Source organism: Arenibacter troitsensis (genome assembly GCF_900177645.1).
Classification (GTDB): Bacteria; Bacteroidota; Bacteroidia; order Flavobacteriales; family Flavobacteriaceae; genus Arenibacter; species Arenibacter troitsensis.
The window spans coordinates 348,747-363,307 of record NZ_FXAO01000004.1 but is presented as its reverse complement, the minus strand read 5'-3'; the positions used below and the strand labels follow the sequence as shown (position 1 = coordinate 363,307).

Sequence of the window (14,561 nt, the reverse complement as noted above, 5' to 3'; positions counted from 1 at the left end):
TGTATTAACTTTATGTTGAAGCCGCTTCTTATATATTGTGTATTGATTTTCCCGTTGCTCATCCTTTCCCAGGAACCATTGGAAAACAAGGATTTAAAGGTTGGTCTGGTCTTGAGTGGGGGTGGTGCTAAAGGCTTGGCGCATATTGGTGCCCTTAAGGTAATTGAAGAGGCAGGGGTTAAAATAGACTATATAACCGGAACCAGTATGGGTGCCATCGTTGGAGCACTCTACGCGTCAGGGTATTCTGCGAACGAATTGGATTCTATATTTAAGAATACAGATTTTGAGTCATTGATTCAGGATAACGTGCCTAGAAGTGCCAAAACATTTTATGAGAAGGAAGATTCGGAAAGATATGCCTTAACGCTCCCGTTCAACAAGTTTAAAATTTCCATACCCCAGGCCATATCGGGCGGGCAAAGTATTTATAACGAGTTTGTTAGGTTGTTGTACCATGTTAAGGATGTAGATGATTTTAGTAAGCTGCCCATTCCATTTTTATGTATTGCCACTGACGTGGAGACCGGGGATCAGATATTGTTGGATAAGGGGTATTTGCCAGAGGCAATTTTAGCCAGTGGTACTTTTCCTTCACTTTTTAGGCCCGTTGAGATCAATGGTAGGGTGTTGATTGATGGTGGCGTGGTGAATAATTATCCTATTGGTGAATTGAAGAAGATGGGTGCCGATGTGGTTATTGGTGTGGATGTACAGCATGGGTTGTCCGATAGGGAATCTTTGTTGAGTGCTACGGAAATTCTACTGCAAATCAATAATTACAGAACGGTTAGGGATATGCAAACGAAATCGGCCCAAACCGATATCTATATCACACCGGATATCAAGGATTATTCGGTAATCGATTTTGATATGGGCAATGTGATCATTAATAAAGGTGAGGAGGCAGCCAGATTGCATATGGGAGAATTACTGAAAATTACCAAGGGGAGCAAAATTTTGAAGCCTAAGATCAAAGCTGCTAAAATTAAGGATACCCTATTGGTCAATGAATTGACGATACAGGGAAATTATAATTATTCCAGGGCCTATATTAGGGGTAAGCTGAGATTTAATGTGGACGACAAAATAACCTTTGATAAATTGCAACAGGGAATCAACAATTTGTCAGCTACAGGAAACTTTAGGGCCATTAAATATGAATTGCTCAATAATGGGGAAGGGGTAGAGTTGCTGTTGAATGTAAAGGAAAACCCGGATAAGATGTTCATTCGTCTAGGGGTTCATTTTGATGATCTCTATAAAAGTGCCGGCATTGTTAATCTGACCAGAAAGAATGTATTTATGGATGATGATGTGGCCTCGGTAGATTTTATCATAGGGGATAATCTAAGGTACAATTTGGAATATTATGTGGACAAGGGTTTTTATTGGAGTTTTGGGGTTAATTCCAGATTCGACGATTTTAATAAAGAAATAAATTTTGACCTGATAAAATCGAATTTTGATGTCGATAATAGTTCCAATATAAGGAAGATTAACCTAAGTGCTTCGGATCTGACCAATCAGGTGTATTTACAAACCGTTATAGAAGAGGAATTTGCCTTTACTATTGGGCTGGAACATAAATTGCTGAAATATAGTACCAAAACCTTGGGGCAGATAGATACCATTAGTACTTCCCCTTCAGTCAATAAGAGGACCTATTTTGAAAAAAGTAATTATTACAGTACCTACGGACAGCTTACCTTTGACACCTATGATGATGTTTACTTTCCTACCAAAGGACTATTCTTCGACGGGGATTTTCATTTTTATATCCTATCATCGGATTTTAATGATAATTTCAAGGAATTTTCTATTGGTAAGGCCAGAATGGGCGGAGCGTTTTCCTTAGCCAAAAACCTGTACCTTAACTTGGAGACGGAAGGGGGCTTTAAATGGGGCATATCCCCTGTTACCTCCCTCGATTTTATTTTGGGAGGATATGGAAACCACATGGTAAATAATGTAGTGCCGTTCTACGGTTACGATTTCTTAAGTTTGGTAGGCAACAGTTATGTTAAGGCATATGGCAGACTGGATTACGAGTTTGTTCCAAAAAATCATATATTGATGGCTGCCAATTTGGCCAATGTGGGCGATGACCTATTTAGAACGGCCGATTGGTTCAAAGCTCCCCAGTATTCCGGCTATGCTCTGGGTTATGGGTTCGAATCCTTTATAGGGCCAATTCAAGTGATCTATTCCTATTCCCCCGAAATTAAGGAAAACCACTTCTTTTTTAGTATTGGATATTGGTTTTAGGAGGTGTCAGTGGAAATCAAATGGCAAGCTCTTAACACTTTAAGCCAACAATAATTCCGATATTTGTTAAACAGGATTTTGATCATGCTACAATTTAGGATTGATATTTCCGCCCATCTAAGGGCAATGTGGTGATTTAAGGCGATTTGGAATTGTTCCAAGTTTCGTTTTCTGCTGTTTGGGCAACTTTCATATATTGGCTAAGGACTTGGCCAAAAATGTATTAAATCAATTCAAAAATCTATTACTATGGCAACTACCGATAAAACCTCATTAAAATTAACAAAGGAAAATCTGGAGGCTCAGGATTTTTTACCCCTGCTTGGCACAGATTATATAGAATTATATGTTGGCAATGCAAAACAGGCCGCCTATTACTACATGGCTGCATGGGGGTTTAAACCCGTGGCATACGCGGGATTGGAAACAGGGTTAAAAGATAGGGTTTCCTATGTGGTACAACAGGACAAGATTATACTGGTATTGACTTCACCATTAAAATCCGGGGGGGATATCAATAGACATATAGATGCCCATGGCGATGGGGTAAAGGTAATTGCATTGTGGGTGGATGATGCTAGGGAGAGTTACGTGGAAACAATGAAGCGTGGGGCCGAAAGCTACTTTGAGCCCAGGGCAAAAAGGGATAAACAGGGGGAAGTAGTTACCTCCGGTATCCATACTTATGGGGAAACTGTTCATGTTTTTGTGGAGCGCAAAAATTATAAGGGCGCATTTATGCCAGGCTTTAGACCTTGGAGTCCTTTTTATAAGCCTACCGATGTTGGGTTAAAGTATATAGACCACATTGTAGGCAATGTAGGATGGAACGAAATGAACAAATGGTGCCAGTTCTATGCTAAAGTTATGGGTTTTGCCCAATTGGTCTCCTTTGATGATAAAGATATATCAACGGAATACACCGCTCTAATGAGCAAGGTAATGAGCAATGGAAATGGGCGGATTAAATTTCCAATAAATGAGCCGGCGGACGGAAAAAAGAAATCGCAAATTGAAGAGTACATAGAATTTTATAACGGTGCAGGGGTGCAGCATATGGCATTGGCAACCGACAATATTATTGAAACCGTGAGCGCCCTAAAAAATAGGGGTGTCGAGTTTCTTAACGTACCATCCAGTTATTATGAGGATGTATTGGATAGGGTAGGTACTATAGATGAGGATTTGGCGCCTTTACGTGAGCTGGGAATACTAATAGATAGGGACGATGAGGGATATTTGCTCCAAATTTTTACAAAACCTATTTTGGACAGGCCTACCATGTTCATTGAAATAATCCAGAGGAAGGGTGCAAAATCTTTTGGGAAGGGAAATTTTAAGGCGTTGTTCGAAGCAATAGAGCGGGAACAAGAGTCACGAGGAACCTTATAAAAAAGGTCCTTTTCTTAACTTTTTGCCAATTTTGGATGCCTTATTATTAAATTGTGTTAATAGAATCGTTAAAGTAAGTTAAATCCTATTTTTAAAGCGAATCTTGTATTAAATTTGTCCTCGTAAGGGGTGGTTCCCTTACAACTTTAAGTATTGGTTTTTCATAATTTAAAGTTTGGTTGGTTATTTAGGAAAAGCCCAGTTTTACGACTGGGCTTTTTTTTGTGGGCAAAATTTTGGAACAAAATTTGTTTACTAATATCAAATAAAAGAAAAGTAAAATCGTTTTTATTAATTTTACAGAAGTAATAAGGTGTCACATAGGCTATTGCAATTTATGGCCTTGGCCATTACCATCAAGAGCGCCTATGTATTGAATAGGCAGAAAGTACATTAATGCCTGCTGTAATTAGATGAATTTAAACAGATGAGAAAGATTTGCATTGTACTGGTATTAATTTTTGGATTTACTATCAATTCCCAGGTTCAACAACTGGAAAACGATGGCAACCTTCATTTGCCGGAAAATACAGAAAATACATCTGCTTTTAAAATTGGTGAATGGCTAAAGTTTAGGATTCATTACGGATTCCTAAATGCCAGCTACGCCACCTTGCAGGTAAAATCACATGAATTGGACGGTGTTCCGGTATATCACGTGGTGGGGAACGGTAAAACTACCGGTTTTGCCAGTATATTTTTTAAGGTGGATGACACTTATGAGAGTTTTTTTGATAAAAAGGATGGCAAGCCCTATAAATTTATCAGAAAAATTGATGAAGGCGGATATACCAAGGATATTGAGGTGAATTTTGACCACGAGAAGGATATTGCGGTTTTAAACGATAAAAAAAAGGATAAAAAGTTTAATTTTACCATTCAAGAGGGTATTCAGGATTTGGTGTCGGCCTTTTATTTTCTCCGTAACAACTACAAAGTAGAGGAGTTGGTTGAGGGCGAGTCCATAGAATTGGATCTTTTATACGATGATGACGGGGTTTTTAAGTTTAAACTTAAATACTTGGGTAAGGAGGTTTTAAGAACTAAGTACGGGAAGGTCGAATGTCTGAAATTTAGGCCCTATGTACAATCCGGACGGGTATTCAAGGAACAGGAAAGTTTATCCCTTTGGGTTTCCAATGACAATAATAGAATTCCCATAAGGATACAGGCAGAATTGAGTGTTGGGTCCATAAAGGCCGATTTGGACGGATACAACGGACTCAAACATCAATTTAAAATAATAATGGATTAAAATGAATAAAGAGCATATTGATTCCCAGATTTCCAAACTAGAAGAAAAATACAAGGATTCTGGACAAGACTTAAGCTCTTATTTGGACGGTCTATTATATCAGCGATATCTCACATATTGGGATTATATCCATCTGGATACTTTGCTAAGTATCCAAGTGCCCAGAACACATTTTCCGGACGAGGAGATCTTTATAATGTACCATCAGATTACCGAATTGTACTTTAAGCTTATCCTACACGAGCAAAAACAGATTGTTGACGATAAGACCCAGGATGTTGACTTTTTTATTGAGAAGGCAGATCGGATCAATAGTTACTACAAAGTGTTGATATCTTCTTTCAGTGTTATGATAAAAGGTATGCAGCGGGAACAATTTATGCAGTACAGAATGGCGCTGCTTCCGGCAAGTGGCTTCCAGTCCGCCCAATACAGGATGATAGAGCTTTATGCTACCCCTATGGAGAATCTTGTGCATTTCTCAGAACGGGATAATTTTTCCTCAAAAAATTCTATTGAGGATTTGTACGAGCATATATATTGGAAAAAAGGAGCTACGGATGTGGTTACAGGTGAGAAAACTTTGACCTTAAAGCAGTTCGAATATCGCTACACGCCTAGGTTGATACGTATAGCAAATGAAGTAAAGAACAGTACTATATATCATAAATACCAGCAGTTACCACAAAAAAGTAAGGATAATAAAACCTTGGTTGAGGCGTTAAAAGCTTTAGACGTAAATGCCAACATAAATTGGCCTCTTATGCACATGGGGTCGGCATACCGTTATTTGACCAAAGACAATGCGCAAATTGATGCCACCGGCGGAACAAATTGGAAGGAATATTTGCCTCCAAGTTTCCAGAAAGTTGTATTTTTTCCAGAATTGTATACAAAACAAGAGTTAAATAATTGGGGAAAACAATGGGTAGACCATATCTTTAACCCAGAAAAAGTATAGAATAACAATGCAAAAATATTGGGGCCTATTTTTTAGTTTATTATTTATTGTTTCCTGTAAGGAGGATAAACCGGTTACAGACGAAATAGCTGAGGTGGTAACCATAGAGAAACCTGTAGTGGTAAAAGAATTCGGTTTTAATCTGGACGATTTTGAAGTCTTGCGCGACACCGTCAAAAATGGGGATAGCTTTGGTGAGCTAATGTTGAGAAATAGCGTGGAATACCCAAAGATTGCAAGAGTATCGGAACATTTCCGCGATACTTTCGATGTTAGGAAAATTGTTGTTGGCAAACCTTATCTTATTTTGAAGTCCAAGGACACGGTCAACAATGCTCAGGTTTTTATCTATCAAAATGATCCCATTAACTATACGGTGGTCGATTTTAGGGACAGTGTCCTAGCCTATAGAAAAAAGCAAAAGGTAAAATATGTGGAGCGCGAAGCCTCTGGAATTATTGAATCTTCATTGTCCGAAGCAATTTTGAAACAGGGTATTGATTACAACGTTACCAACAGTTTATCTGAAATTTACGCATGGACCATAGATTTCTTTAGACTTCAGAAAGGGGACCGGTTCAAGGTTATTTATAAGGAGAAATATATCAATGATACTATTTATGCTGGTGCCAGCGGTATAGAAGCCGCTTATTTTGAACACAACGGAGAACCGTTTTACGCCTTTAATTTTGTGTCAGATTCCACCAAAAACATCAATGACTATTATGATGATCAGGCCAAAAACCTTAGACGTACATTTTTACAGTCGCCTGTTCAGTTCAGCAGAATATCCTCCAGATATAATTTAAACAGAAGAATTGCCTATTATGGATACAAGGTAAGACCACATAAGGGAACGGATTATGCCGCTCCTATTGGAACCCCTATCCTAGCTACCGCCAACGGTACCGTTACAGAGTCTACTAGGAGAGGTGGCAATGGTAAATATGTCAAAATTCAGCACAATGGTACTTATAGTACCCAGTATTTGCATATGAAGAACCAGAAGGTGAAGAAAGGTGATTTTGTAAAGCAGGGCGATGTTATTGGTTGGATAGGAATGACGGGTAATACCGGAGGTCCGCACGTATGTTATCGTTTTTGGAAAAATGGGCAACAGGTAGATCCGCTAAAGGAAAAATTACCAGCTGCCGAACCTATTGCGGATAGCCTAAAAACTGCTTATTTGAATTTTGTAGGGCCTAAGAAAAGTCAATTGGATTGTATTGAATACATAGAATTACCAGAAGAAGATTTGCTAACACTCAACGAATAACATGGCTTTACAGAATACCGACCCGACCAAAACAGAAGCTTGGAAAAAACTTTCACATCATTATAAAGAGAATACTAATCTTTCCTTAAAGGACTTGTTTTCCGACGATGCCGATAGGGCTAATAACCTCAGCATTCGCTGGAATGAATTTTTTGTAGACTTTTCAAAGAATAGGATAACCCACGAAACCCTTCAACTTCTTTTGCAATTGGCAAATGAGGTTGGTTTAAAGGATGCTATCCAGAAACAGTTTGAAGGCGGTATTATCAATAAAACAGAAGGAAGGGCGGTTCTTCACACGGCATTAAGGGCAAAAGAATCGGATGTCATCATGGTAGATGGTGTAAACATTGTCCCAGAAGTTTACAAGGTAAAAAAAAAGATAAAAACCTTTACGGATTCCGTTATTTCAGGGTCTAAAACCGGATTTACCGGAAAGGCCTTTACCGATGTAGTTAATATTGGTATTGGTGGATCGGATCTTGGTCCGGCGATGGTAGTGGAAGCTTTAAAATTTTATTGCAACCATTTAAAAATGCATTTTGTAAGCAATGTTGATGGCGATCATGTTTACGAAACCATTAAGGGTTTAGATCCTGAAACAACATTGTTCGTCGTGGTTTCCAAGACGTTTACTACCCAGGAAACTTTAAGCAATGCCACAACCATAAAAAAATGGTTTTTGGAACACGCTACCCAGGCAGATGTAGCCAAACATTTTGCCGCGGTTTCCACCAATGCTGAGAAAATTTCGGAATTCGGGATTGATGCAGATAACGTATTCCCTATGTGGGATTGGGTAGGTGGTAGGTTTTCATTGTGGAGTGCGGTTGGATTATCTATTGGCTTGGCGGTGGGGTACGAAAATTTTGATGCCATGTTAACTGGCGCCAATGAAATGGACCAACATTTTGCAACCACTCAATTTGAAGAAAACATACCCGTAATCCTTGCACTTATAAGTATTTGGTATAATAATTTTTACGGGGCCGAGACAGAAGCCATTATTCCCTATACCCAATATTTAAGCAGATTTTCAGCTTATTTACAGCAAGGGATCATGGAAAGTAATGGGAAAAGTGTTGACAGAAATGGAAATAGGGTATCTTATGAAACAGGTACCATTATATGGGGAGAGCCCGGAACTAATTCTCAGCATGCCTTTTTTCAATTGATCCATCAGGGAACTAAATTAATTCCGACCGATTTTATCGGGTTTAAGTATTCCTTGCATGGAGACAAGGACCACCACAATAAATTAATGGCCAACTTTTTTGCACAAACAGAGGCATTAATGAACGGAAAGACGGCTGATGAGGTTAGAAAGGAATTGGAAGATAATAAGTTTTCGGAAAAGGAGATAGGGGAAATCCTGCCATTCAAGGTTTTTGAAGGGAACAAACCCACCAATACCTTATTAATAGATAAGCTGACCCCCAAAAGTCTGGGATCCCTTATTGCCATGTACGAACATAAAATATTTGTACAGGGCATAATTTGGAATATTTTTAGCTACGATCAGTGGGGAGTGGAATTGGGTAAGCAATTGGCAAATGCCATATTGAACGATATTGAAGGGTCCACTATTGCGAATCATGATGCTTCTACGTTAAATCTTTTACATTTATTTAAGAAATAATTGGCAATTTTGCCAATTCCAAATAAACGGTATTAACTTACTGTATTTCAGGAGTTATTAAGCTATTTAATGTTAATTTTGCTTCTACTAATTTAACATTATAGTAATGTATTGTTGTAAAAAAATATTCATTTTTGCAGCCATTATTAAAACTAATTAACTCTTAGAAAGATGAAAAAAAAGTACTTTGCTATTGTCGCATTTCTAATAGCGGCAATCGGGATTTCTCAGGAAACAATTACCGGTACGGTCTTGGACAAAGACCTTAACGACCCCCTACCTGGGGCCAATATAATGGTTAAGGGTACAACCAAGGGTGTGATGACTAATTTTGATGGAAAGTATTCCATTGTGATTGATGATCCAAATGCCGTCTTGGTTATTTCCTATATAGGGTATGTTACCCAAGAGGTTCCCGCATCTACTGCCAATTCGGGGATCGTTTTATTAGAGACCAGCTCCGTTGGATTGGAGGAGGTTTTGGTAATTGCCAATGTAGCAGTTGATAGGAAAACTCCTGTTGCCGTTTCTACCATAAAGTCGGAAGAAATAGCCTTAAAGTTAAGTACTCAAGAATTTCCCGAGGTGCTTAAAGCCACACCGGGGGTATACGCCACCAAATCTGGGGGTGGATATGGCGACGGTAGAATTAACCTTAGGGGGTTTGCCTCCGAGAATATCGCCGTTATGATCAATGGTGTTCCTGTTAATGATATGGAAAACGGAGCGGTATATTGGAGCAATTGGGCCGGACTAGGTGATGTAACTTCTTCAATGCAGGTTCAAAGAGGTCTTGGTGCTTCCAAGGTGGCCGTACCGTCCATAGGGGGAACAATCAATATTGTAACCAAAAGTTCAGAGGCGATTGAAGGTGGAAATGTATATTCCGGAATATCAAATGATGGGTATTTAAAATATGGAATGACCTATTCAACAGGTTTGTCGGAAAAAGGTTTCGCAGCTACCGTTTCAGCTTCAAAAATTTCAGGTGACGGCTACGTAGACGGAACAGAATTTTCCGGGTATAACTACTTCGCCAGCTTATCGCAACAAATTAATGATGATCACAGATTGTCTTTCACGGCATTTGGCGCACAACAGGAACATGGCCAACGCTTTAACAGAAGGACCATTGCCGAATATAGGGCCACTGAATCGGGACCAAAAAAGTTCAACCCGGATTGGGGGTATAAGAACGGAGAAGTTTATCACCAATCTTATAATTTTTATCATAAACCCCAAATGGCAATCAATCATTTTTGGGAAGTTAGTGAGAATACCGTGCTATCTACTGCTGTATATGCCTCTTTTGGTAACGGTGGAGGTAGAAGGGATGCCGGCTCCAAAATTGGTGATAATGCATATCGCTTAGGTGATTCCGACCAACCAATAGATTTTGATAAAATTGTTGAAGAGAACATGGCCAACGGTGCCAACGGTGCCACAGATATCATTTCCGCTTCCTTTAACACGCATAAGTGGTATGGGGTATTGTCATCCTTTAAAAATCATTACTCAGATAAATTGGTTCTTTCCGGAGGACTGGATGCTAGGTATTATGTTGGATCCCATTGGTATGAAATTACTGATCTTTTAGGGGCCGATTTTTATATCGACACAAATAGTGCGGATGTTACCTTCAATCAAGCTTTGAAAGTAGGTGATAGATATAATAAGGATTTTGATGGAACAGTACTAAGAGGTGGCGTTTTTGCGCAAGCAGAATATGAGGTGAATGAGGATATCAATGTATTTCTTGCTGGAGACATATCCCAAACTGCCTATAGTAAGGTAGATTATATGCGTTACGAGGCCGATGACCCCAATAGGGAATCGGACACGGCAAGCTTCACTGGTTTCGGAATAAAAGGAGGGGCCAATTATAACTGGGACGCCAATAATAATGTTTTTGCGAATATTGGATACTTTTCCAAAGCGCCATTTATGGACGGAGCTGTTTTTGAAAGTGATTATACTACAGCTATAAATGACAAGGCCACCAATGAGAAAGTATTCAGTGCCGAATTGGGGTACGGCTATAGAAGTTCGGACTTATCTGCAAATATTAACCTGTACAGGACCTCATGGCTGGATAAGGCCATTACTGGAGGTATACCAGGCACTGATAACAATAGATATTATTACAATATTTTGGGAATGAATGCCCTGCATCAAGGAGTTGAATTGGATTTTGTCTATAACTTTACCGATAGGTTAAGGTTTACTGGAATGTTATCTATTGGAGATTGGCAATGGAAAAGCAATGTAGCCACAGACGTATTGGATGAAGAGGGCACTGTAGTTCAATCCGTTGAAGTTTTTGCCAAAGACCTAAAAGTTGGTAATTCGGCCCAAACAACATTTGCTCTAGGTGCTAATTACAAATTGGCAGATAATTCCAGGATTTATGTGGATTATAACTTTGCTGGGGATATGTACGCTGATTATGATGTCACTAATAGAGGTAGTTCGGATTTGCCGGATACCTGGAAAGTACCCTCTTATGGGCTATTCGATCTTGGAGTTTTTCATGGTTTTGACCTAGGGCCCTTTGATGCCTCTTTAAACGGGAAAATCAACAATGTTTTTAACACAGAGTATGTGTCCGATGCAAACGATATTGATGGAACCGCATCTACCGCTTTGGTTTATTACGGCTTTGGCAGAACATATAGTGTAAGTTTAAAAGTTAATTTCTAAAAGAATAAAAATGAAAAATATAGTTTATTTAACAGCAATTATTCTGGGGTTGGTGGTTTCTGGCTGTAATCCCATGGAAGATATTTACGACGAGCAAGGTCCAAGTGAAATTGAAGTTTTGGGCGAGGTAGAATTTACCCTTACTGATGATGATTACGATGACTTGGACAAGAATTTTGGAAATTTTGACTCTGAAGAAGAAGCCAAAACCTTGTTGCCAGGCTTGCTAAAGTCAAAGTATCCGGCTTGGGGCCAGGGTTCTTCTGCCTTGGTGGGTTATAATTTATATGTAGGATCTGCTGAAGGAATCAGCGATTATTCAGGTTCTGACGTATATGAGCTTACCAAGACAGATTATGAGGCTGCAGGAAGTGATGCCTTAGGTTTTTATCCTAATGTAGATCCAAAGGAGTTTTTGGGAGATATTTTGGAAACGGAAATAGATTCTCCTGAAGAAGGACAGATTGTACTTGCAAAATATAATCAGTATATCAATGATCCTGTTATAGGCCTTGCTAGTATTGTGGATTATGACTTTGTTGGTAGTTTTGAAGGATGGTCCATTACCGATGTTGTCGGCGCTCAAGGTTGGACCTCGGAAGCTGCCTATATTCAGGGCAACGGTTTTGACGGCGGGGCCCAGGAAAACGATGATTGGTTGGTTTCCCCAACCATCGATTTAAGTGGGGAGAGCGATGTGAAATTTCAAATTAGTCAGGCCATTAACTATGCCACTGATCTTTCCTTGATGAAGATTTTGGTAGCTACCGATTATAGTGGAGATGTAACAACAGCTACTTGGAATGAAATTGTTTTGACCAATACGCCAGCAGGAAATAGCAACGACTTTATTGTATCCGAAGATTATGATTTTTCAGCATATGATGGTCTATCCATTAATATTGCGTTTCACTACACCTCAACAGCCACCGATGCCGGACGTTGGAGAATTAATCAAATGATGCTAAAAACCATAGGGGTAACTGGCGCCACGAATCAAAAAGGCGACTATTTCGTTTACACTGAAGGTGCCTGGGAGCCTTCTTCTGGACTTTATTATTTAAGTTCGGCCGATTTTAATTCCATGGGGACAGGATCTGGACAGCCTGGCGAAAATGATACTTTTGGAAGCTCCATTTCTCCAGATAACTACTTGGGCACATTCTTGAAATTGAAATTTCCTTATGCACAGGAAGAGGATGAACTAATTGTAATATATGATTATTTCTCCAGCTCTTCAGGAGCTCAGAGGAGAGGGAATCTGTATACCTTTGGCAATGGCGAATGGACAGGACACCAATCAGTTATAGCCACTACCCTCCAATTTGGATTGGACAACGGTGTTTGGGTTCCGGATAATACCATTAGATATACGCTAGCTTCCAATGATTATGCAACTATTGGTGCTGCCTTGGCCTCTAAATATCCTGATGCTGCCTCTAGCGCGTCCAACTATGGCAACTTTGATAGGCGAGTTGGGAATGCCGCCTATTGGAGCAATGAAATGTTGGCTGAAGCGTTTGCTGTACTTTTGGAGGATCTCGCACCAAATGCGGCTGAAGGACAAAAATATGTATTCACATTTTTGATCTATAATGGATCCTCTGGAGAGGAAAGCCTCGCATTGATTAAAAGTGGGGATACCTGGATTCTTAATTAAGAAATAATATCATATTAAGGCCTCCGTCAAATTAAATGGCAGAGGCCTTTTTTTTATGCATCGATTTGAATGATGTTATGCCCATTGTTGGATATTTGTCTGAAAGGGTGTAGTAAGGGGGGGATAATCTTTTTAGGGGGACATGGAATAATATGAAATTAATATGTCCAAAAAATAATCACCTACTTTGATAAACTTTTTTATTCCCAAAAATCCTTACATTTATAAATTAAAATATAAACTATGGAAGATTACGGATTAGCACATCAATGGATTCTCGCCTTACATTCTTATTTTGCCTATGTGGTATTGGCTGTATTATTTTTAGCCGTGGCCAATGGTATTTTGGGATGGACAGGAAATAAGGATTTCACTCTTAGAAAGGATTTTAGAATTAGTCTATTTGCGCTAATTTTATCACATCTACAACTTTTGGTGGGCCTAGTACTCTATTTTGTGTCTTCCAATGGCTTGAATGCCATTAAAACTTTGGGTATGGGTGGATTAAACTCGGCATCCCGTTTATTGGCCGTAGAACATCCCTTTATTAATATTATTGCCATTGTCTTTATAACGGTTGGCTGGTCCAAGCACAAGAAAGTCTTGGAAGGAAAAAGAAAGTTTAAGACCATTACCATTTTTTACGGTTTGGGATTGATTCTTATCCTTAGCAGAATTCCGTGGGCACAATGGCTCAATTAATTGTATTTGAAAGGCTAAGTTTATTGGGACACGAGTAGGCCTATGGGTAACTATATTGATCTCAGCGAATTAATAGTAACAATATATCATAAACCAAATTTATGTACCGTATGAAAAATTTAGTAGTAATTGTTTTGGCACTTATGGCCATACCTGGGGTGTCTCAGGAAATATCCCTTTTTAATGGTAAAGATTTATCGGGCTGGACGGTCTATGGGACTGAAAAATGGTACGTGGAAGATGGATTGCTTGTTTCTGAAAGTGGGCCGGACAAACAATATGGTTATTTGGCCACCGATAAATATTACGATGATTTTGAACTTACCTTGGAGTTTAAGCAAGAAGCCAATGGGAACAGCGGCGTGTTTGTTAGGTCTACCGTAGATGGCACTAAAGTTAGTGGTTGGCAGGTAGAAGTTGCGCCCCCTGGTCATGATACGGGAGGTGTCTACGAATCCTATGGTAGGGGTTGGCTAATTAAGCCCGATCCGGAAAAGGACAAGGTACTAAAGGAAGGGGAGTGGAATACGATGAAGATTAAGCTTTCTGGGAATAAGTTGACTTCTTGGCTCAATGGTACGGAAATGGTAAGCATTACGGACGATAAAATTGGAGCAGGTAAAGGTTCCATAGCCCTTCAGATACATGACGGTGGCGGAATAAAGGTAAAGTGGAGAAATATCAATATTGTACTTCCTCAATAGGTAT

Annotated in this window: 10 protein-coding genes; all 10 read left to right on the top strand. The window is 39.3% G+C overall.

The genetic code is table 11. The annotated features are described in order from the left end of the window. Positions 1-12 precede the first annotated feature (12 nt). The 10 genes from B9Y87_RS11160 to B9Y87_RS11115 all read left to right on the top strand — a co-directional run bounded on the left by B9Y87_RS11160 (position 13) and on the right by B9Y87_RS11115 (position 14,557). Positions 13-2,268, top strand: a complete 2,256-nt coding sequence (locus B9Y87_RS11160) for a patatin-like phospholipase family protein (protein ID WP_085499047.1) — start codon at positions 13-15, stop codon at positions 2,266-2,268. Between the two features lie 249 nt (positions 2,269-2,517). Beyond that, positions 2,518-3,660 (top strand): 4-hydroxyphenylpyruvate dioxygenase, encoded by a 1,143-nt coding sequence (hppD, locus tag B9Y87_RS11155; RefSeq protein WP_085499045.1) that lies wholly within the window; start codon positions 2,518-2,520, stop codon positions 3,658-3,660. A 427-nt stretch (positions 3,661-4,087) separates the two neighbouring features. After that, a complete protein-coding gene (locus B9Y87_RS11150; RefSeq protein WP_085499043.1) occupies positions 4,088-4,915 on the top strand; it encodes a DUF3108 domain-containing protein in 828 nt (275 codons plus the stop codon). A 1-nt stretch (position 4,916) separates the two neighbouring features. Continuing rightward, positions 4,917-5,876, top strand: a complete 960-nt coding sequence (locus B9Y87_RS11145; RefSeq protein ID WP_085499041.1) for a tryptophan 2,3-dioxygenase family protein — start codon at positions 4,917-4,919, stop codon at positions 5,874-5,876. Positions 5,877-5,883: 7 nt separating this feature from the next. After that, the gene (locus B9Y87_RS11140) at positions 5,884-7,152 is read left to right on the top strand and encodes a peptidoglycan DD-metalloendopeptidase family protein (RefSeq protein ID WP_085499039.1); all 1,269 of its coding nucleotides are present in this window, start codon (positions 5,884-5,886) and stop codon (positions 7,150-7,152) included. Position 7,153: 1 nt separating this feature from the next. Beyond that, the gene (gene pgi / locus B9Y87_RS11135; RefSeq protein WP_085499037.1) at positions 7,154-8,791 is read left to right on the top strand and encodes a glucose-6-phosphate isomerase; all 1,638 of its coding nucleotides are present in this window, start codon (positions 7,154-7,156) and stop codon (positions 8,789-8,791) included. A gap of 171 nt (positions 8,792-8,962) precedes the next feature. After that, a complete protein-coding gene (locus tag B9Y87_RS11130) occupies positions 8,963-11,491 on the top strand; it encodes a TonB-dependent receptor (RefSeq protein WP_085499036.1) in 2,529 nt (842 codons plus the stop codon). 10 nt (positions 11,492-11,501) lie between these two features. After that, positions 11,502-13,151 carry a choice-of-anchor J domain-containing protein gene (locus B9Y87_RS11125; RefSeq protein WP_085499034.1) on the top strand — a complete coding sequence of 550 codons (1,650 nt, stop codon included), beginning with the start codon at positions 11,502-11,504 and terminating at the stop codon, positions 13,149-13,151. A gap of 243 nt (positions 13,152-13,394) precedes the next feature. After that, positions 13,395-13,853, top strand: a complete 459-nt coding sequence (locus B9Y87_RS11120) for a hypothetical protein (protein ID WP_072860394.1) — start codon at positions 13,395-13,397, stop codon at positions 13,851-13,853. A 110-nt stretch (positions 13,854-13,963) separates the two neighbouring features. Then, positions 13,964-14,557: a 3-keto-disaccharide hydrolase gene (locus B9Y87_RS11115; RefSeq protein ID WP_085499032.1), complete on the top strand. Its 594-nt coding sequence runs from the start codon at positions 13,964-13,966 to the stop codon at positions 14,555-14,557. Positions 14,558-14,561 lie beyond the last annotated feature (4 nt).

Excerpts from the sequence above, each read along its gene's own strand:
- B9Y87_RS11140 (WP_085499039.1), top strand. The coding sequence starts at position 5,884 with ATGCAAAAATATTGGGGCCTATTTTTTAGTTTATTATTTATTGTTTCC.
- hppD (WP_085499045.1), top strand. The coding sequence starts at position 2,518 with ATGGCAACTACCGATAAAACCTCATTAAAATTAACAAAGGAAAATCTG.
- B9Y87_RS11145 (WP_085499041.1), top strand. The coding sequence starts at position 4,917 with ATGAATAAAGAGCATATTGATTCCCAGATTTCCAAACTAGAAGAAAAA.
- B9Y87_RS11115 (WP_085499032.1), top strand. The coding sequence starts at position 13,964 with ATGAAAAATTTAGTAGTAATTGTTTTGGCACTTATGGCCATACCTGGG.
- B9Y87_RS11160 (WP_085499047.1), top strand. The coding sequence starts at position 13 with ATGTTGAAGCCGCTTCTTATATATTGTGTATTGATTTTCCCGTTGCTC.
- B9Y87_RS11120 (WP_072860394.1), top strand. The coding sequence starts at position 13,395 with ATGGAAGATTACGGATTAGCACATCAATGGATTCTCGCCTTACATTCT.
- B9Y87_RS11130 (WP_085499036.1), top strand. The coding sequence starts at position 8,963 with ATGAAAAAAAAGTACTTTGCTATTGTCGCATTTCTAATAGCGGCAATC.
- B9Y87_RS11150 (WP_085499043.1), top strand. The coding sequence starts at position 4,088 with ATGAGAAAGATTTGCATTGTACTGGTATTAATTTTTGGATTTACTATC.
- B9Y87_RS11125 (WP_085499034.1), top strand. The coding sequence starts at position 11,502 with ATGAAAAATATAGTTTATTTAACAGCAATTATTCTGGGGTTGGTGGTT.
- pgi (WP_085499037.1), top strand. The coding sequence starts at position 7,154 with ATGGCTTTACAGAATACCGACCCGACCAAAACAGAAGCTTGGAAAAAA.